This window comes from Microbacterium sp. CGR2 (assembly GCF_003626735.1).
Lineage (GTDB): Bacteria > Actinomycetota > Actinomycetes > Actinomycetales > Microbacteriaceae > Microbacterium.
Genome location: NZ_RBHX01000001.1, coordinates 3,512,140 through 3,534,574 on the forward strand (window position 1 = coordinate 3,512,140; position 22,435 = coordinate 3,534,574).

General features: G+C 65.1%; 24 protein-coding genes and 1 pseudogene. 8 read left to right on the forward strand and 17 right to left on the reverse strand.

The features are described 5' to 3' along the window. Positions 1 to 57: 57 nt before the first annotated feature. The 7 genes from D7252_RS17600 to D7252_RS17630 all read right to left on the reverse strand — a co-directional run bounded on the left by D7252_RS17600 (position 58) and on the right by D7252_RS17630 (position 7,372). Entirely contained in the window at positions 58 to 1,083 is a 1,026-nt protein-coding gene (locus D7252_RS17600) for a fumarylacetoacetate hydrolase family protein (protein WP_215111000.1), read from the reverse strand. Between the two features lie 2 nt (positions 1,084 to 1,085). Next, complete coding sequence (locus tag D7252_RS17605; protein WP_120777048.1) at positions 1,086 to 2,111, reverse strand: VOC family protein; 1,026 nt, start codon at positions 2,109 to 2,111, stop codon at positions 1,086 to 1,088. A gap of 81 nt (positions 2,112 to 2,192) precedes the next feature. After that, complete coding sequence (locus D7252_RS17610) at positions 2,193 to 3,125, reverse strand: LysR family transcriptional regulator (RefSeq protein WP_120776569.1); 933 nt, start codon at positions 3,123 to 3,125, stop codon at positions 2,193 to 2,195. Between the two features lie 5 nt (positions 3,126 to 3,130). Next, complete coding sequence (locus tag D7252_RS17615; protein ID WP_120776570.1) at positions 3,131 to 3,709, reverse strand: TetR/AcrR family transcriptional regulator; 579 nt, start codon at positions 3,707 to 3,709, stop codon at positions 3,131 to 3,133. Between the two features lie 62 nt (positions 3,710 to 3,771). Next, positions 3,772 to 5,754 carry an acetoacetate--CoA ligase gene (locus D7252_RS17620; RefSeq protein ID WP_120776571.1) on the reverse strand — a complete coding sequence of 661 codons (1,983 nt, stop codon included), beginning with the start codon at positions 5,752 to 5,754 and terminating at the stop codon, positions 3,772 to 3,774. Then, positions 5,751 to 6,365, reverse strand: coding sequence for a cupin domain-containing protein (locus D7252_RS17625; protein ID WP_120776572.1), 615 nt, complete (start codon positions 6,363 to 6,365; stop codon positions 5,751 to 5,753). Before D7252_RS17625 ends, D7252_RS17620 begins: the two co-directional genes overlap by 4 nt. Then, complete coding sequence (locus tag D7252_RS17630; protein ID WP_120776573.1) at positions 6,362 to 7,372, reverse strand: fumarylacetoacetate hydrolase family protein; 1,011 nt, start codon at positions 7,370 to 7,372, stop codon at positions 6,362 to 6,364. Before D7252_RS17630 ends, D7252_RS17625 begins: the two co-directional genes overlap by 4 nt. A gap of 180 nt (positions 7,373 to 7,552) precedes the next feature. Between D7252_RS17630 and D7252_RS17635 the strand changes: the two genes are divergently transcribed. Both D7252_RS17635 and D7252_RS17640 read left to right on the forward strand, forming a co-directional pair. Beyond that, a complete protein-coding gene (locus D7252_RS17635) occupies positions 7,553 to 8,263 on the forward strand; it encodes an ABC transporter substrate-binding protein (protein ID WP_120776574.1) in 711 nt (236 codons plus the stop codon). 78 nt (positions 8,264 to 8,341) lie between these two features. Beyond that, positions 8,342 to 9,775: an MFS transporter gene (locus D7252_RS17640; RefSeq protein ID WP_120776575.1), complete on the forward strand. Its 1,434-nt coding sequence runs from the start codon at positions 8,342 to 8,344 to the stop codon at positions 9,773 to 9,775. Here the strand turns inward: D7252_RS17640 and D7252_RS17645 are convergent. From D7252_RS17645 to D7252_RS17655, 3 genes are read right to left on the reverse strand one after another with little or no spacing between them, the layout of a single operon-like run. Then, complete coding sequence (locus tag D7252_RS17645; RefSeq protein WP_120776576.1) at positions 9,739 to 10,140, reverse strand: PaaI family thioesterase; 402 nt, start codon at positions 10,138 to 10,140, stop codon at positions 9,739 to 9,741. The genes D7252_RS17640 and D7252_RS17645 overlap by 37 nt on opposite strands. Further along, the gene (locus tag D7252_RS17650; protein ID WP_120776577.1) at positions 10,140 to 11,360 is read right to left on the reverse strand and encodes an acetyl-CoA C-acyltransferase; all 1,221 of its coding nucleotides are present in this window, start codon (positions 11,358 to 11,360) and stop codon (positions 10,140 to 10,142) included. Before D7252_RS17650 ends, D7252_RS17645 begins: the two co-directional genes overlap by 1 nt. 54 nt (positions 11,361 to 11,414) lie before the next feature. Then, the gene (locus tag D7252_RS17655; RefSeq protein WP_120776578.1) at positions 11,415 to 12,062 is read right to left on the reverse strand and encodes an IclR family transcriptional regulator; all 648 of its coding nucleotides are present in this window, start codon (positions 12,060 to 12,062) and stop codon (positions 11,415 to 11,417) included. A 90-nt stretch (positions 12,063 to 12,152) separates the two neighbouring features. On the opposite strand from D7252_RS17655, the gene D7252_RS17660 reads away from it, so the two are divergent. From D7252_RS17660 to D7252_RS17670, 3 genes are read left to right on the forward strand one after another with little or no spacing between them, the layout of a single operon-like run. Then, positions 12,153 to 14,102 (forward strand): FAD-dependent monooxygenase, encoded by a 1,950-nt coding sequence (locus D7252_RS17660; RefSeq protein WP_120777049.1) that lies wholly within the window; start codon positions 12,153 to 12,155, stop codon positions 14,100 to 14,102. Further along, on the forward strand, positions 14,099 to 15,097 hold the full coding sequence (hpaD, locus tag D7252_RS17665) for a 3,4-dihydroxyphenylacetate 2,3-dioxygenase (RefSeq protein WP_120776579.1): 999 nt from the start codon (positions 14,099 to 14,101) through the stop codon (positions 15,095 to 15,097). Before D7252_RS17660 ends, hpaD (D7252_RS17665) begins: the two co-directional genes overlap by 4 nt. A 12-nt stretch (positions 15,098 to 15,109) precedes the next feature. Then, positions 15,110 to 15,511: a RidA family protein gene (locus D7252_RS17670; protein ID WP_120776580.1), complete on the forward strand. Its 402-nt coding sequence runs from the start codon at positions 15,110 to 15,112 to the stop codon at positions 15,509 to 15,511. A 271-nt stretch (positions 15,512 to 15,782) separates the two neighbouring features. On the opposite strand, the gene D7252_RS20610 is transcribed toward D7252_RS17670, so the two are convergent. Then, a complete protein-coding gene (locus D7252_RS20610) occupies positions 15,783 to 16,370 on the reverse strand; it encodes an oxygenase MpaB family protein (protein ID WP_374225792.1) in 588 nt (195 codons plus the stop codon). 140 nt (positions 16,371 to 16,510) lie between these two features. Here D7252_RS20610 and D7252_RS20465 point away from each other — a divergent pair. Next, positions 16,511 to 16,621: pseudogene (locus D7252_RS20465) on the forward strand (LysR family transcriptional regulator); the annotation flags it as partial. A gap of 24 nt (positions 16,622 to 16,645) precedes the next feature. Further along, positions 16,646 to 17,350 carry a LysR substrate-binding domain-containing protein gene (locus D7252_RS17680; RefSeq protein WP_259461151.1) on the forward strand — a complete coding sequence of 235 codons (705 nt, stop codon included), beginning with the start codon at positions 16,646 to 16,648 and terminating at the stop codon, positions 17,348 to 17,350. A 37-nt stretch (positions 17,351 to 17,387) separates the two neighbouring features. On the opposite strand, the gene D7252_RS17685 is transcribed toward D7252_RS17680, so the two are convergent. The 6 genes from D7252_RS17685 to D7252_RS17710 form a co-directional block, all read right to left on the reverse strand. Beyond that, the gene (locus D7252_RS17685) at positions 17,388 to 17,564 is read right to left on the reverse strand and encodes a helix-turn-helix domain-containing protein (protein ID WP_183055339.1); all 177 of its coding nucleotides are present in this window, start codon (positions 17,562 to 17,564) and stop codon (positions 17,388 to 17,390) included. A gap of 231 nt (positions 17,565 to 17,795) precedes the next feature. Next, a complete protein-coding gene (locus D7252_RS20470) occupies positions 17,796 to 18,269 on the reverse strand; it encodes a hypothetical protein (RefSeq protein WP_120776583.1) in 474 nt (157 codons plus the stop codon). Beyond that, the gene (locus tag D7252_RS17695; protein ID WP_259461135.1) at positions 18,181 to 18,840 is read right to left on the reverse strand and encodes a GntR family transcriptional regulator; all 660 of its coding nucleotides are present in this window, start codon (positions 18,838 to 18,840) and stop codon (positions 18,181 to 18,183) included. Before D7252_RS17695 ends, D7252_RS20470 begins: the two co-directional genes overlap by 89 nt. 13 nt (positions 18,841 to 18,853) lie before the next feature. Continuing rightward, positions 18,854 to 19,126 (reverse strand): hypothetical protein, encoded by a 273-nt coding sequence (locus tag D7252_RS20265; RefSeq protein ID WP_120776584.1) that lies wholly within the window; start codon positions 19,124 to 19,126, stop codon positions 18,854 to 18,856. 38 nt (positions 19,127 to 19,164) lie between these two features. Further along, complete coding sequence (gene hpaD / locus D7252_RS17705; RefSeq protein ID WP_120776585.1) at positions 19,165 to 20,190, reverse strand: 3,4-dihydroxyphenylacetate 2,3-dioxygenase; 1,026 nt, start codon at positions 20,188 to 20,190, stop codon at positions 19,165 to 19,167. Positions 20,191 to 20,222: 32 nt separating this feature from the next. Continuing rightward, the gene (locus tag D7252_RS17710) at positions 20,223 to 21,539 is read right to left on the reverse strand and encodes an MFS transporter (RefSeq protein ID WP_251050762.1); all 1,317 of its coding nucleotides are present in this window, start codon (positions 21,537 to 21,539) and stop codon (positions 20,223 to 20,225) included. On the opposite strand from D7252_RS17710, the gene D7252_RS17715 reads away from it, so the two are divergent. Beyond that, positions 21,526 to 22,422, forward strand: coding sequence for an alpha/beta fold hydrolase (locus tag D7252_RS17715; protein ID WP_259461136.1), 897 nt, complete (start codon positions 21,526 to 21,528; stop codon positions 22,420 to 22,422). The genes D7252_RS17710 and D7252_RS17715 overlap by 14 nt on opposite strands. The last annotated feature ends 13 nt before the right edge of the window (positions 22,423 to 22,435 follow it).

A 22,435-nucleotide genomic window follows, 5' to 3' on the forward strand; every position in this document is an offset into this window, starting at 1 on the left:
CACTCCTTCGTGATCAAGCTGTTGCCGGAGACCGAGAGGCCATCCGGGTGGTTCAGGTCATGCCACGGGCCGCGATGCCTGCCACGGCGCCGGTACGCCGCTGCGGCCACGCACTACGTTGCGTTGGGCACCGAGTCCGGTGATGCGCGCGTCCATCACGTCTCCCTCTTGCAGGAACCTCTTCCAATGCGAGCCGTTGCCCGCCGGCGACCCGGTGATGAGCAGATCCCCGGGTTGCAGGATCGCGAGCGATGAGGTGTAGGCGATCAGGCTGGGAACGTCGAAAAGAAGGTCGCCTGTCGACGCATCCTGTTTGATCTCGCCGTTGAGTCGGAACTCGATCCGCAGGCTGGCCGGGTCGGGCACGAAGCGCGCAGGCACGAGGTAGGGCCCGGTTGGGAAGAAGGTCGGCTGGTTCTTCGCGCGGAACCAGTCCGTGCCTATCTGCGCGATGTCGCGCCGGGGCACCAGCGTGCGCGCGGTGATGTCGTTGACGATCGTGTAGCCCGCGATGTGGTCATAAGCGTCCTCCGCCGCAACTCGGTATGCCGTCCGGCCGATCACGACGCCGAGTTCGATCTCCCAGTCGATCTCTTCTCCGAAGTCAGGAAGTTGCAGGTCGTCGAAGGCACCGCACACGGCGGATGGGATTCCCGTCCATACATACGGGTCGCCTGAGCGTCGTCGTTCGTCGTTCTCTGCCGCGGCTTCAGCCCAGAGCTCCTCGTTCGTCGCGTCGGAGCGTCCCAGCTTGTGGGCAACGCTCATCTGCAGAATGTGCTCACGATAGTTGGCACCCGCAGCGAGTATCGGCCCGACCGGTTGAACAGGAGGTCGAAGAACAAGGGCGGCCACCGAAACCCCACTCAGTGCTGCCAGTGCATCCGGACTCTCCGCGACACGTTGCAACTCGTCGAGGTTTGACTCCCAGCGGTCGAACAAGTCGCCGGTGCACTGCACGTCAGGGAGCACCGCTCGCACATCATAAGCGGTCTCAGCGACAACGAAACCCGGATACGTGCCGACGTCGCCCACGAAAGTTCCTAGAGCGAAGGCCCCGGCTGGCACCTCGATCCCGGTCATGGTCAGGCCTCCGGACGGTGAAGCGCCGCTTGGATGATCGCGCCTTCCGTGCCGGCTACGAGTCCCTGCTCGGTGGCAGTCGGCTTCTCGGCCGGCGGGAACGCCTCGAGCATGCTCGGCGGCAGCGACAGGTTGCGGTAGAAGTCGTCCGCGCCCTGCTCGGGGCTCCAGCGATTGGGCTCCCAGTCGGGTATGTAGTTGCGATAGCCGCCCGTGTTGACCTCGATGCGCAGGCCGCTCGGCTCTCGGAAGTAGAGGTACACCTGCTCGCCGATGCCGTGAATGCCCGGGCCGTACTCGATAGGCGTACCGTTCTCGATCAGCAGGTCGGCGGCGCGCACCAGTTCGTCGCGTGTTTCGAGCCACCAGGCGTAGTGGTGGATGCGGCCAGGCGTGTCGGAGCTGTCCAGGAGGACGCCCAGGTCGTGCGATTTCTCGTTCGTGGTGAGGACGCCGAAGAATGTCACTTCGGCGCCTTCCACGTTGAAGCCCGCGAACGCCATCCGACGGAAACCGAGAGTGTCGCTGTACCAGTTCGCGAAGCCCTGTACGTCCGACGCAGCGATCGTCACGTGGTCGAGGTGACGCGGGGATAGGCCGTGACCGCTCCGCCGCTCCGGACGGTCGGGGTATTGAGAGTCGTACGGCACCGGTGCTTTGTATTTCTCCACGTCCCAGAACAGCTGCATCGTGTGTCCGTACGGACCGGTAAAGACGTAGGACTGGCCGATGTGCGCTCCCGGCTCCACCCATCGCCCGGCGTAGCCGGCCGCCTCGATGCGCTCAGCGGCCTCGCGTAGCGCCGCGTCGCTGGTGGTGCGCCATGCCATCGACACCATGCCCGGCTCATCACCGCGTGACAGTACCAAGCTGTAGGTGTAGTAGTCCCCCCAGGCACGGAGGTAGACCTTGTCGTCCGTGCGATCTACGATCCGCAGACCGATCTGCTTCTCGTAGTACCGGGCGGTTTCCTCGAGATCGAGCGCGTGGATCTCGATGTGCGTGAGCTGTGACAGCAGATTGACCATCATTGGTCCTTCCGTTCGAGAGGGACCTCCGCGTCCCTACCGCCCACGATCGCTCAATCGGTGGTATTTGAGAAGCCGAATCTAGCTATAGCTTTCATCGGGATTCCCAATGATCGAATCGGCAACGCGGCGCAGAACGTCGCGGAGCCAGATGTGCGCGGTGTCATGCGTCCGCTCTGGGTGCCACCAGAACGCGTCCCGCACAGGATCCAGAGCAAAAGGATTCGCGACGACCCGCACTTCCCCGAACCCTGCCGCCGCGCGTCGCGCGAGGGTCTCTGGCAACAGCGCGACGCGATCGGTGCCACGCACCAGCGAGGGCACGGTCTGGAAGTATGGCGTGACCGCGGCGACGCTGACGTCCATCCCCTTGATCTGCAGCTGTCGCCTCGCCGGGGTCATCCCATTCTTCGACGCGAGCGTGTGCACCCACGGCCGGGCCAGCAGCTCCTCGACGGAGGGGGCGTCGCCGAGCGACGAGTCCGCGTCGATCACGCACACCCATTCATCGCTCATGAGGTCGATGTGCGGTTGATCCGACAGATATCCATGCGGAAGGATGAGTCCGTCGATCATCCGCAACGACTCAGGCGCGGCATTCACCAGCGACGAGTCTGCGGTGGTGAACTCGATCTGCACGTGCGGAGCTTCGACGCGAAGAATGCGCGTGAGTGGAGGCCCGATCCGTGAGACTGCGTGATCGACCGCGGCAATGACGAACGATCGCGAACTCGACGTCGCCTCAAATTCGGCCTGAACCTGGAAGATGCGCTCGGCTTCTCCCAGCGCCGCCGGCAGCATCGCGAGAAGTCGGATCGCGAGGGGCGTCAGTTCGTGCGAGGCCCCCCTCCGAACGAGCAGCGCATCGTCGAAGTGCGCGCGCAAGCGCGCGAGGGTGGTGGACATGGTGGGCTGGGACACACGCATGCGCTCGGCCGCCTTCGTCACACTGCGCTCTTCGAGCAGTGCCTGCAGCGGCGGAAGCAGGTTGTAGTCGAGCGAGCGTCCGAGCATCGGCGTCAGCGAGAAGCAATACCCTCGAGGGCGAGGTCGAACGCCATCGATATGGCATCCCGGTCGAAGCCACCTTCCTGGAGCAGCAACCGGAAGTAGATCGGCGCATAGAACCGCTCGGCCAGTTCATCCACCGGTCGGTCACCTCGGATCGACCCCTCGGCGATCGCCCGGTCGAAAAGCCGGTTCACGACATCTCTCCGAGGGCCCCAGAAGTGCTTCTTGAACTCGTCCAGCGTCGCCTGGTCATATTGACACTCAGCGAGCAGCTGGGCCATCAGACGCCCCTCATGCCCCGCGTACACCGAAGCGAGGGACAGCACATGCTCCCTCAACGCGTCGACGGCCGGGAGGGCTTCGTGCACCCGCGTGGCGAGGATGTGATTCTCGAGGAAAGTGTCGATCACCACCGCGGCCTTGTTCGGCCACCACCGGTAGATCGTCGTCTTGCTCACTCCGGATTCCCGAGCGATGCGCTCGATGGAGAGATCCCTGATCGAGACCGCATCCGGTTCGCGCTCATCCAGCAACCGCATCGTGGCCTGCAGGATCGCCTGCCGGCTTTGCTCGCTCCGCACTGCCATGAATACGCCTCCATCACGCGTCGATCACCCGATACTCTACGTCCCCCGCGTCCTCATCAGCTTCACCGTCGTGGGACCCCGACGTCGCGGGCGTCCGCGAACTCCGCATACTCCGCCATGAGTTCGGGGTCGTCGACGGACCCCAGGTCAACCACGTCTGAAAGCCGGGCTCCCTGGAACAGCCGCTTGATCGGCACCTCGAGCTTCTTGCCCGTACGCGTGTGGGGAATCCCGCGCATCACGACGATCTCATCGGGGAGGTATCGGGCAGACAGATGTGCACGGATCGCCGTGATGATCGCCGTCTTCGCCTCTGACTCGTCCACGCCGTCGGCGATCCGCACGAACAAGGGCATGAAGTACTGATCGTCACCGATCTCGGCACCGATGACCATGGCCTCGCCGACCTCGGGCAGAGCCTCGACCACGGCGTAGATGTCCGCCGGACCTAAACGGATGCCGTTGCGGTTGAGTGTGGAGTCGGAGCGGCCGAGGATACGAATGCCACGATCCGAGATTTCGATGAAGTCACCATGCCGCCACACGCCCGGATAGGTGTCGAAGTAGCTCGCACGGTAGCGGTCTCTGTGGTCGTCGCCCCAGAAATACAACGGCATCGACGGGATCGGCTGCGTGACGACCAGCTCGCCTTTTCCCGCGGTGACGTGACCGCTCTCGTCCCATGATTCGATGCATACGCCCAGCGCAGGCGCCTGGATATACCCGACCCGTACCGGCTCAGTCGATGCACCACCGACGAAGCATCCGGCGATGTCGGTTCCGCCGCTCATGGAGACGAGCCAGACGTCTCCCACGTGGCCGTAGATCCAACGGAAGCCATCCGCCGACAGGGGCGAGCCGGTCACCTGCACTTCCCGCAAGGACGAGAGGTCGTGGTCGCGGGCGGGGTCGAGTGCCGCCTTCACGCACGCATGCACGAATCCCGCACCGACGCCGAGCACGGTGGCTCTCGTCTGCGCAGCCAGTTCCCACACCCGATCGACCGTCGGATAGGCCGGATTGCCGTCGAGCAGCACCGCCACAGCGCCCAGACCGATGACGCTCACGAGCGAGTTCCACACCACCCAGCTCGTGGATGCCACCGCGAGGAAACGATCGCCCGGTCGCACGTCGCCACCGAACATCAGCATCTGCAGTTGTTCCAGCAGCGCTCCCCCGTGACCATGCACGATGCCTTTCGGGATGCCGGTGGTTCCCGAAGAGAACAGTACCCAGAGCGGATGGCTGAACTCGACATCGACGAACTCAGGATGCTGAGGCGTGGACACGATGTCGTCCCAGTTCCGCGCGATCAACGCTGTCGCCGGTGGCGGAACGTCGGCATGCCCGGTCACCCACAGCACCTGCTCGAGAGTGGGCAACTGCTCGATCACCTGCGCCAACTCCCTGCGCCGGTCGCGGTCAGCACCGGCGAGACGGTATCCGGGGCTCGCGATCAGCGCCTTCGGTTCGAGCTGCCGAAACCGCGACACGATCGCGCCCGGGCCGAACTCGGGTGAGCACACCGACCATACTGCGCCGATCGACGCCGTCGCCAGCAGCCCGACGACCGCCGCCGGGACATTGGGAAGAACGGCCACGACACGGTCACCTTGCCCGATTCCCAGCGCGCGCAGATGCGTGGCGAGAGCACCGACCCGGCCACGCAGATCGGCGAACGAGACCTCCTCGGTCGCACCGTCCTCCGCGACCGCGAGCAGCGCTGTGCCATCGCGGCCGTCGAGCAGGTGCTGCGCGAAGTTCAGCGTCCGCCCGGGGAACCAGCGCACCCCGGGCATGGTCCCTCCGATGCGGACGGCGCCGGGCTCACCGCCCAGATCGACGCCGGCGAAGTCGACGACGCTCGACCAGAACGCGTCCGCGTCGTCGACGCTCCACCTCCACAGGGCGGCGTAGTCCTCGCCGACGTCAGCGCCCCTGGCTCGCGCGAACTCGGCGAACCGCCGCTCTTGCGTCTCCCCCGCCGCGGAGGCGTCGGGACGCCAGATGATCTCGCCGTGGGACGCAGCGGGGTCGACGATCATGCCGACTCGCGGGTGTTCACGGCCGACCGCAGAGAAGCGATGGTCGACGGATCGATCGGATCGGTCCCGACGAGCACGAACAGCATGCGTGCGGGCTTGTCGGTGCGGTTCGACCAGGCATGCGCGGTCGCACGCTGGACAGCGACGTCTCCGGCCCGGAGGACAGCCTCGCCATCGTCGACGAGAAGCGTGATCTCGCCCTCGAGCACCACGGCGTAGTCGATCGACTCGGTGCGGTGGAACCAGAAGTGCTTCGCTGCGCCGTGTTCGTTGGCGGCCTGCTGCTCCTTCTGGCCGCGGATCTCCTCGAACACCGCTTCGCCTGGATTATTCGGATACACCGCGTCGGGGGGAAAGTCGGCGATGCGAACGATCGTCTCACCGACGAGCGGGAAATCGAAGTGGCGACCGGCCGGCGCACTGTCCTCGTCGCTGGCATGGTCGACGGCTCCCGCAGGCGTGAACCACGCGACGCTCGCCCCGAACCCCGGGATGACCTCCGAAACGAAGGTGTTCGGCGCGTCCGCGTCGTCGAACAGGATGATCGCGCGCCCGCTGTCGTCGTGCCCCGTGACGACGCGGCGTACGGGCGGCCGCTTGGATGTCGTCACTGCGCATCCTCGAACGGGAACGGCTGCGGAGTCGGCCACCACGCAGGCTGCTCCTTCTCCGCGGCGATGCGGTTTCGCAGCGTCCCCACTCGCTCCAGATCCAGCTCGAGTACATCACCCGGCTGCAGGAATCTCCCCAGCTCCACTCCGGCACCGAACGCCATCGTGCCGGAACCGATCAGATCACCGGGTTGGATGCCGTTGAGTTGCGAGGCATAAGCGATCGTCTCCTCCGGCGTCCAGATGAAGTCCTCGACCTTCGTGTCCGACCAGACCTCACCGTTCACCCGCACCTGGCCCTTGAGGCCGATGACCGAGGGGATCTCGTCGATCGTCGTGATCCACGGTCCGATGCCGTACGCGAAATCCTTCGAGTGCTGGGCACCCATCCCGATCGGCGACTCCAGCTTCTGAACGTCACGCAGGCTCCAGTCGTTGAAGATGGTGATTCCGAACACATGGCTCCAGGCGTTCTCCGGGGTCAGATTGCGCGCGGGCTTGCCGACGACGTAGCCGATCTCCAGTTCGTAGTCGAGCTGCTCGGTGAAACTGGGGTACGGGATCACCTCGTCATGGCCGTAGATCGTCGACGTCGTCCCCTTGAAGTAGCCCGGCCGTTCATAGACGGCACGGGTCGGGGTCGTCTTCATGACGTTGCCGAAGAAGTTCTTGATATGGCCGTTAAACGTCAGGGAATCGCGGATCACCGGCGGCTTGATCGCTGCGCGCCAACTGACCTCCTCGATGGGCAGTGAAGCGTCATCGGCCGCGCCGAGCGCACGTGTCGCGGCGTCGAGGAAGAAGTCGCCGCTGGAGATTCCCTGCGTGAGATCGCGGAACGTGGCGTGCGCCAAATGGCGTGCGCCGTCGACCGAGGCACCGCCGCGCTGCAGTTCGAGGGCGTATGCCTTCTTGAGGTCGACCACGCGGCCCTTGTCCGGCTCGGCGGCCACGACCCGGATCTCCCGTCCATCCGGTCCTTCGACGGTGATGCGTCCCAGTTTCATCGAAATGCCTCCCTTGGCTTCTTGAACTATTTGCTATACGCTACGGGTCGTATCGAATACTGTCAATCGCGAAGACCGAGGCAGGCAGAATATGTCGCACGAAGGAGTGTTTGTGGAGATCAACGCAGATGTGATCGTCATCGGAGCGCGCCACCGCTCCCCCTCGAGTGAGACACGGGCATGACCCTCCGCATGTCGTACTTCGTGCCGCCCATCCCCCTGGTCACGGCCAGGGAGGAGGCCCTCTTCGACGCGGTCGATCTCGTCGAGATCCGCACGACCGGAAGCCCCGCGCAATTGGAGGGCCTGTTGACAGGCGACCTCGATGTGGTCGTCACAGCGATCGACAACCTCTTCGAATGGACGCGCACCGGCGCCGACGTCCGACTCGTGGGCCAAGTGGAAGCGACCACGCCATTGTCCATTCACGCGAGACCGGACATCACTGACCTCGTCGGGCTCGCCGGGCGCCGGTTCGCGGTGGACGCCTTCTCGAACGGTTTCGCGCTGGTCGCCCGCCACGCCCTCCGAACGGTCGCAGTGGACGTCGAATGGGTCGAAGTGGGCGGGGTCTCAGAACGCCTCGACGCCCTGCTCAGCGGTGATGTCGCGGCAACTCTGCTCGGACCGCCTTTCGATGCGAAGGCCCGCGCCGCGGGGATGAGCGAGCTGCTCAGCATCCAGGAGTGGTTCCCCACGTTCCCCGGGCAGGGCCTTGTCGTGCGCTCGGAATTGATCGGCGACCCCGAGCTGGGGCGGCTACTTGCTGCAATGCGAGAGGGCGGGCTGCTGCCGGTCGATGCGCACGGTCTCGACCTGCTCACCGGCATCCGCGACGATCTCGGACTACTTCCGGCCGGTCCGAGCCTCCACGCGCTCATGCACTCCTGAGCCTTCTTCGTTCCCACCAGGCGCGGCGGCCTTCGTCGCGCCCTTCTTCGCAGACGACGAGACAACGAGGTCCTCGAAATGACGACACCCACCCCGACCCAGAACGTGCAGACGGTCCTTGACGACGTCGGCCTCACCCGGCGCCATTGGTTGTACTTCGCACTGATCTTCCTGATGCTCCTCACCGACGGCATGGACGTCACGATCGTCAGCCACGTCTTTCCCTCGCTGATCGCGGAATGGGGCGTCACCGTAGGCGGCGGCATCACGATCGTCGTGACCGGCAGCTTCCTCACGATGGGCATAGGTGCCCTCATCGCCGGCCGGCTCTCAGACCGTTTCGGGCGGCGCTCGATGCTCGTAGCCAGCGCGCTGCTGTTATCCGTCGCGACGTTCCTCGGCGCGACGGCCGCAGATTTCACAGCTTTCACCGCGTGGCGCATCCTCGCCTCCCTGGGGATGGGTGCCGTGATGCCGCTGGCCATCACTCTGCTCGCCGACCTCGTGCCAGCGCGACGTCGCTCTGCGCTGATCGCGGCCGCCTACGTCGGCGTGGGTCTCGGCACTACTGCGGGGGCAGCGCTCGCCGGCCTGATCATCCCGACCGGCGGATGGCGCACCCTCATGGCCATCGCCGGCGTGGCGCCCTTCGTGATCACGATCGCACTCGCGCTGATCGTGCCCGAATCCCCCGCCTACTACATCGCCCGTGGCGCATTGGCGAAGGCCCGCCGCGTTCTGGCGCGCGTCGCACCGGGCGTCGATACGGCCGCGATCGGTGCCATCTCCGCGTCGCCGATCACTTCGAAGCGCGGTGCGCTGCGCATCATCCTCACGTGGCCCTTCCGGGCGACAACGCTGCTGCTGTGGCTTTTCGGGTTCTTCTCGCTCGGCACCCAGCTCCTGCTCGTCCAGTACATGCCGACTCTGCTTCAGCAACCGGTCCCCGGCTTGACGACGGTCGAGTCGAGCACTATCGTCGCCTCGTACGGCCTTGCGAGCACCCTCAGTGCCCTCGTGCTGAGCGCTCTGCTCGCGCGCTTTCCTCGCTACGCGACGATCGGCTCTGCCCTCGCCGCGTCGGCAGTCGTCGCGCTCATCGTGGGCCTGCAGACGGACGCCGATTTCGGGACGCTGCTGCCGTTGCTCACGGTGGCGGGCTTCTTCCTCCCGATGGCGTTCGGCCCGACGCGCAACGTCCTGGCCGCGCCGACGTACCCTGCGAGCGTCCGCGGCACCGGCGTGGGCAGCACGGAGTTCGCCGCCCGCGTAGGGTCCGCCGCCGAGGGAGCGGCAGGCGGCATCCTCATCGGCGCGGGTCTCGGCCTGTCCGGGCTGTTCCTGGTGGCACTCGTGCCGATCGCAATACTCGGGATGTCGCTGGTCGCGCTCACACGCACAACACGACACCTGGGTGCCGACGGCCGCGGGGGCGACCCGGAGTTCTCCGAGCAGCCGCCTGCCTCTGATGCCGGTCAGACGCGACGCACCGTGCGAGCCATCCCGCGGTAGGTCGCAACGATGTCGCCGTCGGCCACGACGGCGACATCGACGACGGTGCGCCTGCTATCGTGCCAGCTCGCCAGCGCCGTAGCGGTCAGTCGCGCGTTCACGCGAGATGGAGCGAGATAGTGAATCTGCGCGTCTGCGGTGGCGCACAACCCGAGCACAGTGACGGCGGCCATGGCGAAAGCCTGGTCTGCGAGGGCGAAGACGAAGCCGCCGTGGGCCATGCCGTTGTCGTTGAGATGCTCGGGACGGACGACGGTCGACACGACCGCCCGTCCGTCCGCGGCCTCCTCGACGATGAATCCGAACCATCGCAGCGACGGTTCGGCCGCGATGATCTCGCGTACGCGGGGATCGATGTCGCCCATCAGCTCAGCCGCTCCACCACGAGTGCCATGCCCTGACCGCCGCCGACACACAGCGTGACGAGACCCAATGTGCCGTCGCGCTCCTGAAGTCCGCGGATAAGCGTGCCGGTCAGTCGCACCCCTGTCGCACCGAACGGGTGTCCGATGGCGATCGCCCCGCCGTGCACATTGACTCTGTCGGGATCCATTTCCAGCTCTCGAACGGTGGGCACGACCTGTGCGGCGAACGCCTCGTTCAGCTCCACGAGATCGATGTCGTTCATGGTGAGCCCGAGTCGCCCCAGCAGCGTGCGAGTGGCACCGATGGGCCCCAGGCCCATGATCTCCGGAGAGAGTGCGCTCGCCCCGGCACCGAGAACGCGCGCGAGCGGCGTGAGCCCGAGCTCGCGTGCCCGGGCGGCGCTCATCACGACTGCCGCTGACGCGCCATCGTTGAGCGGGCTGGCGTTGCCTGCTGTAACGGTACCGTGCCCGGTGAAAGCCGGGGGCAGAGCGGCGAGCGCGCCGAGACTCGAGCCGCGTCGGGGACCGTCGTCGGCAGAGACGACCGTGCCGTCGACGCGCGTGTAAGGCACGATCTCACCGTCGAACCACCCCGCATCGGCCGCATCGATCGCACGCGTCTGAGACCGCTGGGCCCACTCATCCTGATCTCGCCGCGTCGTTCCGGTCAATGCAGCCACGAACTCAGCGGTCTTGCCCATCGAGATGTAGACGTCGGGCCGAGATCCCCTCTCGCGCGGATCGGTCCACAGATCTGGTGAGGCGACCAGGGCGTCAGCGCGCGCGGCCTGGTTCTCCGATCCCGGGTACAGGTCCACGGACACCGGAGGGGTCCGCGAGGTCGACTCCATGCCGCCGACGAGAATGCTGTCTGCATCCCCTGCTCTGATCGCGCGCGCTGCGCCCGCCAATGCCTGCACCGACGACGCGCAGAAGCGGTTCACGGTCGCGCCGGGGAGAGTGTCCCAGCCTGCGTACACGGCGATTCGTCGTGCCACGTTGTCGCCCTGCGCTCCCTCGGGCATGGCCGTGCCCAGATAGAAGTCGTCGAAGGTACGCGGGTCGACTTCGGGAACCCCTGACAGCGCACCGCGGATTGCAGCAAGTGCAAGATCTTCCGGTCTTTCGCCGGCCAAGGAGCCTTTACGGGCGCGTCCGAACGGGGTACGCCGGTAGGCGACGATCACGGCGTCACGCGGCTCGAGGTGTGCAGTCACGGCGATGTGCCTCTCGATCGATGAACCATCATATCCGAATCGTATCGTATCGCATCACTGCAGGGCGAGCTCGATCCGGGATGCTGCAGCCTGCAGCGCAGCGACAAGAGGGGCGGCCTCGATCTCGTGCGTTAGATAGATCAGGGCGAGCGACGCGGGAGCGCCAGGCGTCCTGAGCGGAACCGCGATCGACGAGAGCCCCACGAAGATCTCGTCGTGGCTCGTTTCATACTCCGTCGGGGGAAAGGCGATCGGGTCGAGCTGGGAGCGGATGATGCGACCGGGAGCCCCTCGCGCGATGGGGTGCCGACTTCCGGGACGCTGGCCCACCGGTGCATCCACCCGTTGCGGCTCGGCGCTCGCGAGAGTCACGGCCTCGGTACCGTCGTAGGTCACCACGAAGGACGTCATGCCCAGGTCGTTGGCGAGGCGGGTCAGTTCCGGGGCAGAAGCGGAGCGCAGGTCACCGGCGACGTTGCGGGCCAGCGCGACGACTCGTGCCCCGATGGCAAGCCTGCCGTCCTGAGCACGCGTGACGAATCCCTCGACCTCGAGGGTGCGCACGAGCCGGTAGGCCATCGAACGATGAATGCCGAGCATCTCGGCGACATCGAGGGCAGTGAGTGGTCGCTCCGCCTCTCCGATGAGCGCGAGTGCGGTGAGCCCGCGGGCGAGTGTCTGCGTCCCCGGTCCAGGCGCCATCTCGGCACTCCTTGCTGATCCGACGAGTCAGATCTAGACTAATAGCAATAGTTACACTGCTGTAGCAATTATAGAGACATGGAGGGTGCGATGCAAATCCACCATCGCGGTTACGAAGCCGACGACCCACGCATCCGGCCCGCCGCCGGGTACGGCCGCAGCCGCGCTCAAGAGCTGCCCGAACGGATGGACGTTCTGGTCGTGGGCACCGGCCCGGCGGGGGCGATCGTCGCCGCGCAGCTCTCGCGTTTCCCCTCCATCGATGTGCGTGTCATCGAGAAGCGGCGCGGGCGCCTGACGGTCGGCCAGGCCGACGGCATTCAAGCTCGTTCCGTGGAAACCTTCCAGGCTTTCGGCTTCGCGACCGAGGTGATCGACGAGGCGTATCGAAACGTCGAGATGTGCTTCTGGAAGCCCGACCCCGCGAACCCCCGACGGATAGTACGCACTTCGCGCGTTCCCGACGATGCAGTCGGGATCAGCGAGTTCCCACACATCTACGTGAATCAATCACGCATCCTCGACTATTTCCTTCGGGACGCGGTCCGCGCGCCGGGCAAGGTCGTGCCCGACTACGGCGTGGAGTTCGTCGGATGCGACATCGACCCGGCAGCCGAGTATCCCGTCACCGCCCGCATCCGATACGTCGGCGGCTCCCGAGAGGGCCGGGAACGCATCATCCGGGCGAAGTATCTCGTGGGCGCAGACGGCGCACGCAGCACTGTGCGCACCACCCTCGGGCACCGATTGCACGGTGAAGCAGCGATGCACGCGTGGGGAGTCATGGACGTACTGGTCAACACAGACTTTCCCGACATCCAGGTGAAGTGCTCCATCCAGTCGCACGACGCCGGCAACATCCTCCTCATCCCCCGCGAGGGCGAATACCTCGTGCGCATGTATGTCGATCTGGGCATCACCGGCAATGCCGATCCCCACCAGCCGCGGGACACGAGCGCCGAGCAGCTGATCGCGATCGCCAATCGCATCCTGCACCCCTACACGCTCGACGTGCGCGCAGTCACGTGGTGGTCGGTGTACGAGGTCGCCCACCGCATCACCGACGGATTCGACGACGTACCGGCCAGCGCGCCGCGCTCGCGCCCCCCGCACGCATTCATCATGGGCGACGCATGCCACACCCATTCGGCGAAGGCCGGTCAAGGAATGAACGTCTCGATCCAGGACGGCTTCAATCTCGGCTGGAAGATGGCTGCGGTGCTCGAAGGTCGCGCTCCGCAGGAGCTCCTGTCCACCTACGCCGAGGAACGAAAGGGCGTGGCGCAGGATCTCATCGATTTCGACCGCGGCTGGTCGGAGATGATGGCACGACCTGTCGACTCATGGGACGATCCCACCGAACTCGAGCGGTACTACGTCAGCACGATGGAGTTCCCCGCCGGGTTCATGACGCAGTATGCACCGTCGCTCATCACTCTCGACGACCGACATCAGCATCTTGCCAAGGGGTTCCCGGTGGGCAAGCGGTTCAAGTCGGCGGAAGTGATCCGCCGCGCAGACAATCGCTGGCGTCATCTCGGGCACGCGCACGAGGCCGACGGCCGCTGGCGCGTGTACGTCTTCGCCGACGCAGCCGCCCCCTCGAGGACCGCAACTCCGACCGCTGATTTCGCCGCGTGGTGGCAGGGCGATCCGTCATCGCCTCGCGTGCGATACACCCCTGCAGACGGTGATACCGACGCCGTCTTCGACACCAAGGTGATCTACCAGCAGGATTACACGCAGGTGGAGCCCGGCGACGTGCCGGATGCGTTCCGTCCGGTGAAAGTGCCTCTGGGTCTCACCGATATCAATCAGGTCTTCGCCGCGGGCCACGAGCGCGACATCCACCGCGAACGGGAGATCAGCGACGAAGGCGCGATCGTGCTCGTTCGACCCGACCAATACGTCGCAGGGGTCCTGCCGCTCACGGCCCGCGCCGAACTCACCGACTTCTTCGCCAGGAACATGCGCGAGCCGCCACCTGCCGCGCATCTTCCTGACGCCCTGGTCACCATCGCTGAAAGGACTTCGCTATGACGCTGCCCACCACTGATCCGAACCCGCCGTTCGCGATCACCCGAGCATCCCATGTGCGGTTGCAGGTCACCGACCTTGCCGCTTCCCGGCACTTCTATCGAGACGTAATCGGACTCGTCGTCACCGAGGAGAACGATGACGTGGTCTACTTTCGCGGCTGGGAGGAGACCGCACACCATTCGCTCGTGCTCGAACGCGGAAGCGAGGCCAAGGCCCTGCAGATCGGCCTCCGAGTGCGCTCATCGGAAGACATCGACGCTGCCGAGCAGTTCCTCCGCAGCGCAGGGCTCACCCATGAGCGCGTCGAATTGCCCTACCAAGGAGCGACGCTGCGGTTCGTCGACCCGGTGGGCACGCACATCGAGCTCACAAGCAACATGCCCCTGGTCGAAAGACAGCACCAGCGGTTCGCGCAGTTCGTCGGAGGCGCACCGCAGCGCCTCGATCACTTTCAGGTCGCAACGCACGACGTGCAGACGGCGACCGACTTCTGGGCGAGTCTCGGGATGCGCCTGGCCGAGTTCACCGCGCGCGATGGTACTGACGAGCTGTGGGGTTCATGGCTCGAGGTGAAGGGCAACACTCACGACCTCGTCTTCACGAACGGACGGGGCCCGCGAATGCACCACTTCGCCTACACAGTGCCTGACGGATCGTCCCTCCTGAACGCTGCCGACGTCGCCGGCGATCTCGGCTTCGGCGACGACATCGACCGCGGCCCCGGCCGCCACGGCATCTCGAACGCGCTGTTCCTCTACTTGAGAGATCCCGACCAGCACCGCATCGAGCTGTTCACCACGCATTACCAGTTCATCGACCTCGATGAAGAGCCGACGCGCTGGAACATCTCCGATGCGAAGCGATCACAACTCTGGGGCATGCCGGCCACACGACGCTGGTTCTTCGAGGCGAGCGAATTCGTCGGCGAGCCGGTGCTCGAGCCGCTTCTCCACGCGAGTCCCACCACGCTCGAAGACCTGCTCGGCGTGCACTGATCGGTGAATGCGATGTCCCGCAGAAGATCGGTCGCAGTGCTCGGGTTCGAGCATCGGAATCCCGTTCCGGTGGCATCCCGCATCGGGCCGTTCCTCTTCTCGGGTGCACTGACCGGACGAGCACCCCAGTCTGCAGGGGTACCCGCCGATCTTGCAGCTCAGATGGCGAACGTCTTCGACCACGTCGGGCGACTGATGCATGCCGCTGACGCGTCGACGGACGACATCGTCAAGATGACCTTCTGGCTCGTTGATCCCCGCGACCGAGAAGATCTGAACCGCTTCTGGCTCACGATGTTTCCCGATCCGGCCAGCCGACCGGCCCGGCATGTGCTCCGGGCCGATCTCGACGAGGGAATGCTCGTTCACGCTGACCTGGTCGCGGTGCTGACGCCGCATCTTCCAGAGGGTTAGGGCAGGGAACGAAGCGGATCTTCAGCGCCGTCCGCTCCCCCGCTACGAGGCACCGCTGCGGACCACCTGCGGCCGGGACCCCGCTTTGCGCGCCGTCTTCTGTCGCTCCTGGTACGCCGGCGACGCGAACACGTCGGAGAGAGGAACCTTGGGCTCGGGCGCATGATCTCCGAGGAAGAAGAGGATGCGGAAGATCGCCTTCGTGATCCCTCGCAGCAGCGGGTTCAGGGGGCGAGCTGATGGCGCGTTCGGACCTGCTCCGTCACGAACGTCAGGATGAACGCCCTCCCGAGTGGATGCAGAGCACGGGGGAAGTACTTGTCGTTGAACTGCTTGATGAACAGCTCGGAGACCTGGCGACCGGTGGGTGTCGGCTCCCACTGCCGATGCTCGCATCCTCAGCGAATCGCTCCGCATCCTCGACGGTCGCGGGGAAGTCCACGAGGGGGCCATGCGAGCCTCGCATGTGAGACGCGATGTCGCGCCAGAAGTGATGGACGGCTAACCGGTCGTTCTCCGAGCGCCGCCGCGCTCCGACCGCGTCCCGCATTCGATCGCCGAGAATCACCAGCATGACGATGGGATAGAGGATGTCTTCGTTCTTGTCGAACGAAGCCGGGAAGCGTGTGGCGAGATGATCGTGCATCCGGTTAACCCACTCGATCGACTTCACGGTCTCCGGATCAGAGGTGCCCCGGAACTGCCATCCAAACAGAAAGTTCGCAGTGTCGAAGAACCTGGTCTGGGGGTGCCGCTCCGATTCGCAGGTGCCGGCGATTGCGTCCGAACCAGCCGAGGGGATGACGCTGTAGTGAAAGCCGATCGCGTACCCCATGTTCACCGAGAATTCGGTGAACATGTAATTCGCAGCGAGCTGCACAATGCGCTCGTAGTCGGTCTCCGGGTTCGAGCGCGCGATCTCTCTTCGCGTCCAGCCGGGTCGACGGTCCGAGTCCGGGGTGACTTCCTGTCGCGTTCCAGCGGTGCAGCGGTGCAGCGGCGAGTTTCTTCGTGACGCAATCTGCGATGTCCTCGGCGCTGACGGACCTCGAGACAGCCCTCAGCGCACAGCTGTTCCTCCGGTACCGCGGTCGCGGCCTGGAACTGACCTCCTCGGGTCGGGCGCTGCTGCCCATGGCGCGACATCTGTTGGCGGAGGCGCGCGAGCTCGAGGAGCTCGCCGGCTCACTTCAGAGCACTCTCGCCGGCAGGCTCACTCTGGGCTGCTTCGACGCCGTGAGCCCGGCTCTGATGACGCCCTTGATCGCCGAGTTCACTCGACGACACCCTGAGGTGCGCTTCGATGTCGTGTCAGCTTCGCAGGGTGAACTGCAAAGAGCATTGTCGGATGGGTCCATCGAGTTGGCTTTCCTCTACGAAGTCAACCTCGACAGCGACCTCATCATCGACACCATGTTCGAATCGGTGTCGCATGTCGTGCTTCCGGCCGCGCATCCCCTCGCAGGCAGAGAGGCCGTGGCGCTGGACGAACTGGTCGATAACGACCTCATTCTACTGTCGAGCTCACCCGCGCTAGTAGCGGCGCTTCGCGGGTTCGCCGTGGTGGGGTACGTCCCGACACTCAGATATGAACTGGCGAACTTCGATCTGATCCGTTCGATGGTGCACCGGGGCCTGGGATACACGCTCATCACACAACCACGTGGTTTCCCTCCTCATCACTGGGGCGCGGGAATCACCGCAGTGCTGGTCTCAGACGCCATGCCGTCAACGAACGCCGCCGTCGTCCGGTCGAAAGTCTCCCGCCTGACGGCGCGGGCCGAAGCCTATCGTGTCTTCTGCCTCACCGACGGAAGAGCCCTCGTCGGCGGAAGATGATCGGCCGGACCCGACGGCCGATGCGGAGCACCCGCGGCTACGCATACATTCGGCGCACGGACGACGGAGCGACGCCGAAGCGCGCATGGAACGCGCGTCCGAAATGCGTGGCATTGACGAAACCGGTCGCCGACGCGACCTCGCCCACCGTGCGTTCCGCGCAATTCGGGTTCGTCAACATCTCGTAGGCGCGATCGAGTCGCTTGTGCTGCATCCGACTCGACGGTCGTCCCTGATTCCGAGAACACCGCATGCAGATGGCGGCCGGAGACGAAATGAGCTGAGGCGATCATCCGTGACGACAGGTCGGTCTCGCCGAGGTGCTCTTCGATGTAGCTCGCGCTCCTCTCCACGAGCAGTTCCCGCGTGCGCGGTCGCGGCTGGGCTCGCACCTCCTCGTACAGCAGCAGAGAGATGACGTCCACCGCAGAGTGCGCGAGCCTTCTCAGACTGCTTCCTTCCAGGGTCCCCAGCGACATGATGACGCTGCGCCCTCGTAGAGGACGAGCGCCCCCGGCGACAGTGCCGCATGCCGACCATCCTGGATGACGACCCCGGTCCCGCTGAACATCATCGAGAACTTCAACATCTCAGGCTCGTCGGCCGAGATCATCTCCGGACCGCGGTGAACGGAATGGGCAGAGCCTCGAACTTCGAAGAGATGGACATCTCCCCCATCGCCGACTCGAAGTCCCTCAGGAAGCGGCTCGGGTGAACAGCCGTCGACATGCAACGGCACAACCGCACTTTCGACGCGCTCCTGGAAGTATCGAGCGAAAGCATCCCGCTGTCGCCTCCGAACGGATCGGTGCGCATGCTCATCGGCCCCCTCACCGCCGGGCGGTCGCCTGATGCGCGCGGACCGCGGCGAGCGTTCCGAGGCGGTGTTCCCGGGCGTAGCGCTCGATGTCCCACTCATCGGCGCCGGATTCGATGAGCACGAGCAGCTGCTCGTGCTCACGGACCGACTCCGTCGCACGCTCCGGGGCGAACCCGAACGATGACAGTCGAAGGTGATCGATCCGTTCCCACCCTCGTCGAACCTCGGCGAGCATCACCTTATTGGGGCAGGCAGAGAACAGCGCGTGGTGAAACTCCCTGTTCATCGCCGTCGTCCTTGCAGGATCCACCCTCTCGAGCGAGGTTCGCATATCCCGATTGCTGGCTCTCGCTCGGTCGATGACCTCTTGCGTCAAGTGCGGAACCGCAAGGCGGAGTGCCGCAGCTTCGAGGATTGCGAGGGTCTGCATCTGGTCGTAATACTCGCTCGCATCCGGCAGAGCAACCTGTGCGCCGACGTTGCGCTCGTATTGCACGAGGCCCTCCGCCTCGAGCAACCTGATCGCCTCGCGAACGGGCCCGATGCTCGTGCCCAGCTCTTTCGCCAGCTGAGAGATGACGAGGCGATAGCCCGGCACGAAACGGCCTTCGACGATCTGCGTCCGCATCCACCGATGCGCCGACGCTGTCTTGCTCAGCTTGGTGTCCACGACTGACACTGTGTCATGGTCCGGTCGGACGCGCACGTCCGGCTGATGGATCGACCCGGTCGACCATGGCGATCGTCCGGCCCCGGATGGGCAGCGCCCGACCCTCGAACAGGTCTGCGCGGGCCGGCGAGTCCTCATACTCCGCCTGCGCCTGGTCCCAGTCTTCGTGGCTGAGTGCCCACACGAAGCGGGAGTCGCCCTCATCGGCCGCAGCGAAGTCGATGGTGAACCCGAAACGCTGGCGCAGGTCCGAGACCTCGGTGAAGAAATCGATCACTTCATCCATTCGGCCGGGCTCTACCTCGTATATCCGGAGTTGTGTCCTCACGATGTGCGCTCCAGCTGCCCGCTCAGCCCTCCGAGACCGTCGGCGCCGACCGCCGCAGCCCTCTCCGATGCCACCTGTGTGCGGATAGGGACCGGCTGTCCGTCGAGATCGAGCACGGTGGATGACTCGTCGAACCAGGAAGTACGGACGTCGTGGCCCCACCAGGAGCGCCGCCGCGGGTTCGTGACGTGCCACTTGATCGGCGGCAGATCGGGGTCGCCGGTGTAGTAGTCGGCGGTGTACAGCTCGATCCGGTGCCCATCCGGGTCCCGCAGGTACAGGTAGAAGGCGTTCGTGACGCCATGCCGTCCCGGACCACGCTCGATCAGGGACTCCGCTTCATAGGCGCCCAGGATGTCGCAGGTGTTCAAGATCTGATCCCGCTCCGCTGCGGAGAAGGCGATGTGGTGAAGCCGCGGGCCGTCGCCACTGGTCAGCGCCAGATCGTGCGTCGTCGGCTTGCGGAACAACCATGCCGCGTACAGATGCTCTCCGTCCTCGATCGATTCGGATAGCCGGAACCCAAGGTCGAGGTAGTACTTCTGCGCAGCCTTCGGATCGGGCACGGTGACGTTGAAGTGGTCGAGACGCGTGAGCGCGTTCGACGGCTGGAGATGATACTGCTGATGCATCCGATCGGTGTGCTCGGATTCGTAGAAGAACTCGATCGGGTACCCGAGCGGATCCTGTACCTGAACGGCGGCGCCGATACCCAAAGTCGTGCCCGCTTCGACGTTTCGGACCGGGCAGCTCAGCGCACGATAGTAATCTGCGGCGATCTGCAACTGGTCCTCGCCGCTGAGTCGGAACGCCAGCTTGCCGAGCGCCGGAACGTCGCCGCGGCGCAGCACCAGGCTGTGGTGGAGGAACTCGTCGAATCCCTTCAGATAGATGGCATCGTCGGTTTCGGCCGTCACCACGAGTCCGAGGACATCGGCGTAGAACCAACGAGATCGATCGAGGTCGGTGCAGACCAGCTCGGCATAAGCGGACCGCAAGATGTTCGGCGGAGTGAGGGTCATGGCGTCAGTATCCGTTCTTTCGTTTGGGAATGTCAGACTCGTGCAGGCGAATCATTGCGGTCGAAGACGGTGATTCCTCGCCGCTGCTCCTCGGCATTGTCGATGCTGAGATCGATCCGGGTCCGATCGCGCAGGAGAAAGGCCGCGACGATCGAGAGAGCGCACATCACTATGAGGTACAGCCCCACGGTGGTGATCGACCCCGTCGACTGCACGAGGGCGACGGCGATGAGCGGTGACAGCGCCCCACCGAGGACGTTGCCGAGGGTGTAGGACAGCGAGACACCCGCGTACCGCACATCTGCGGGGAAGAGCTCGGCGTACCAGGCCGGTATCGCACCGTAGGAGATACCCAGCCCCACCGCGAAGATCACACAGCCGACCGTGAGCAGGGCGAAGCTGCCCAATTCGCTCAACCAGAAGAACGGCAGAGCGGCGAGCGCCAGCGCGGCGTATCCGATCACGAACACGGGCCGTCGGCCGAACCTGTCGGACAGCCCCCCGGCGACGTAGGTGGACACGAGCCACATGACGGAGCCGATTAGTGTGGCCAGCGACACCTCCGCCGGAAGAAGGGGCACGGCACGCGCGGAGTCCGTGGCGTACGAGGCGAGGAAGCCTCCGGCGAGCATCTGCCCGGAGGCATTGTTGCCCGCGAAGAGCACACCCGCCAGCACGACGACGAGCCAGTAGCGCTTGAGCAGCGTCGCCAGCGGTACCTTCGTCTGCCGGCGCTTCTTCGCGAGGTCGAGGAACACCGGTGTCTCGTCGACGGAGCGGCGGACCCAGAAGCCGATGGCGACGAGGACGATGCTGAAGAGGAACGGAATGCGCCAGCCCCACTCGAGGTACGCCTCGCCCGGAGCGATCACTCCTGCGACGAGTGCCAGGACGCCCGATGCGAGCAGGAGTCCCATCGGCACTCCGAGCTGCGGGAACGAGCCTTGGCGGCCGCGCGTGCGGGTCGCCGCTGATTCGACCGCGAGCAGCGCCGCAGCTCCCCATTCGCCGCCGACCGCTATTCCCTGAAGAATCCTCAGCAGGACGAGGATGATGGGCGCGAGCACTCCGATGGACGCGTGGGTGGGTAGAAGACCGATGAGGGTCGTGGCGATTCCCATCAGCAGCAGGGTTGCGACCATGACCGGCTTGCGGCCGATCCGGTCCCCGAAGAAGCTCGACAGGATCGCACCGAGGGGGCGGAAGATGAACGTGACGCCCACCGACCCGAATGTCAACAGCAGACCGAGATCCCCTGCGACGGGAGCGAAAAAAAGTGTGGCGAGGACGAGTCCCGCCGTCTGCGCATAGATGATCACGTCGTACCACTCCACTGTGGTGCCGATCATCGACGCCAGTGCGACCTTTCGCGATCGCCGCGATTCAGCTTCTGTTCTCGTGTTCATTCGAAGACTCCATTGTCTCAAGTGCTACCCAACGAAGATAATTTATCATATGATCGATGATATGAACGATGATGTCAAGCCGTCCTTCGTGCACGAGCACGCGACTTCGGGCACGTTCGTTCTCGTCCACGGGGCGTGGCATGGCGGCTGGTGTTATCGCCGAGTCCGCCGAGTACTGCAGGAAAAGGGACACGACGTGTACACGCCGACCCTCACCGGGCTCGGGGAGCGTTCTCATCTTCTCGATGCGGGAATCAACCTCACCACTCACGCCACCGACATCGCCAACGTGCTGGTCTGGGAGGATCTGCATGACGTGATACTCGTCGCACATTCCTATGGAAGCTGGGTCGCTTCCGCAGCACTGGAGGAGGTCTCCGATCGCGTGGCGGCGGTCGTGTTCATCGACTGCTACCTCCCTCGCGACGGCGAGCGCCTGCTGGATCATGGTCGCCCCGAGGCCGCCCGCGACGTCGAACAGGCATTGGCTCAGAATCGACCGGGCCGTCCAGCGCCTTCCGCCCTCGACTTCCATGTGGTCGATTCCGCAGACCGGGAGTGGGTCGATTCGCGCACCACTCCTCAGCCTGTCGGGAGCTCTCTGGAGCCCATACGACTCACCGGCGCGAGAGAGCGCGTGGCGCGCAAAGTCTATGTGCGCGCCCCCGCATACAGAAGCGAACGATTCGACCTGACGTGGCAGGCTCTTTCCGCCACGCCCGGGTGGGAGATGCATCGGTTTCCCGGCGGGCACGACGTGATGATCGACGAGCCCGAGCTACTCTCCCGGCTGCTGCTCTCTCTGGTCGGCTCCGACCCCGCATGACCCCTCAGATCAC

What these genes read in the sequence shown, in the direction of transcription:
- D7252_RS17600 (WP_215111000.1), bottom strand. Translation starts at nt 1,083, where the DNA reads ATGACCGGGATCGAGGTGCCAGCCGGGGCCTTCGCTCTAGGAACTTTC.
- D7252_RS17605 (WP_120777048.1), bottom strand. Translation starts at nt 2,111, where the DNA reads ATGGTCAATCTGCTGTCACAGCTCACGCACATCGAGATCCACGCGCTC.
- D7252_RS17610 (WP_120776569.1), bottom strand. Translation starts at nt 3,125, where the DNA reads ATGCTCGGACGCTCGCTCGACTACAACCTGCTTCCGCCGCTGCAGGCA.
- D7252_RS17615 (WP_120776570.1), bottom strand. Translation starts at nt 3,709, where the DNA reads ATGGCAGTGCGGAGCGAGCAAAGCCGGCAGGCGATCCTGCAGGCCACG.
- D7252_RS17620 (WP_120776571.1), bottom strand. Translation starts at nt 5,754, where the DNA reads ATGATCGTCGACCCCGCTGCGTCCCACGGCGAGATCATCTGGCGTCCC.
- D7252_RS17630 (WP_120776573.1), bottom strand. Translation starts at nt 7,372, where the DNA reads ATGAAACTGGGACGCATCACCGTCGAAGGACCGGATGGACGGGAGATC.
- D7252_RS17635 (WP_120776574.1), top strand. Translation starts at nt 7,553, where the DNA reads ATGACCCTCCGCATGTCGTACTTCGTGCCGCCCATCCCCCTGGTCACG.
- D7252_RS17640 (WP_120776575.1), top strand. Translation starts at nt 8,342, where the DNA reads ATGACGACACCCACCCCGACCCAGAACGTGCAGACGGTCCTTGACGAC.
- D7252_RS17645 (WP_120776576.1), bottom strand. Translation starts at nt 10,140, where the DNA reads ATGGGCGACATCGATCCCCGCGTACGCGAGATCATCGCGGCCGAACCG.
- D7252_RS17655 (WP_120776578.1), bottom strand. Translation starts at nt 12,062, where the DNA reads ATGGCGCCTGGACCGGGGACGCAGACACTCGCCCGCGGGCTCACCGCA.
- D7252_RS17660 (WP_120777049.1), top strand. Translation starts at nt 12,153, where the DNA reads ATGCAAATCCACCATCGCGGTTACGAAGCCGACGACCCACGCATCCGG.
- hpaD (WP_120776579.1), top strand. Translation starts at nt 14,099, where the DNA reads ATGACGCTGCCCACCACTGATCCGAACCCGCCGTTCGCGATCACCCGA.
- D7252_RS17670 (WP_120776580.1), top strand. Translation starts at nt 15,110, where the DNA reads ATGTCCCGCAGAAGATCGGTCGCAGTGCTCGGGTTCGAGCATCGGAAT.
- D7252_RS20610 (WP_374225792.1), bottom strand. Translation starts at nt 16,370, where the DNA reads ATGTTCACCGAATTCTCGGTGAACATGGGGTACGCGATCGGCTTTCAC.
- D7252_RS17680 (WP_259461151.1), top strand. Translation starts at nt 16,646, where the DNA reads ATGGCGCGACATCTGTTGGCGGAGGCGCGCGAGCTCGAGGAGCTCGCC.
- D7252_RS17685 (WP_183055339.1), bottom strand. Translation starts at nt 17,564, where the DNA reads ATGCAGCACAAGCGACTCGATCGCGCCTACGAGATGTTGACGAACCCG.
- D7252_RS20470 (WP_120776583.1), bottom strand. Translation starts at nt 18,269, where the DNA reads ATGAGTGGGACATCGAGCGCTACGCCCGGGAACACCGCCTCGGAACGC.
- D7252_RS20265 (WP_120776584.1), bottom strand. Translation starts at nt 19,126, where the DNA reads ATGGATGAAGTGATCGATTTCTTCACCGAGGTCTCGGACCTGCGCCAG.
- hpaD (WP_120776585.1), bottom strand. Translation starts at nt 20,190, where the DNA reads ATGACCCTCACTCCGCCGAACATCTTGCGGTCCGCTTATGCCGAGCTG.
- D7252_RS17710 (WP_251050762.1), bottom strand. Translation starts at nt 21,539, where the DNA reads ATGATCGGCACCACAGTGGAGTGGTACGACGTGATCATCTATGCGCAG.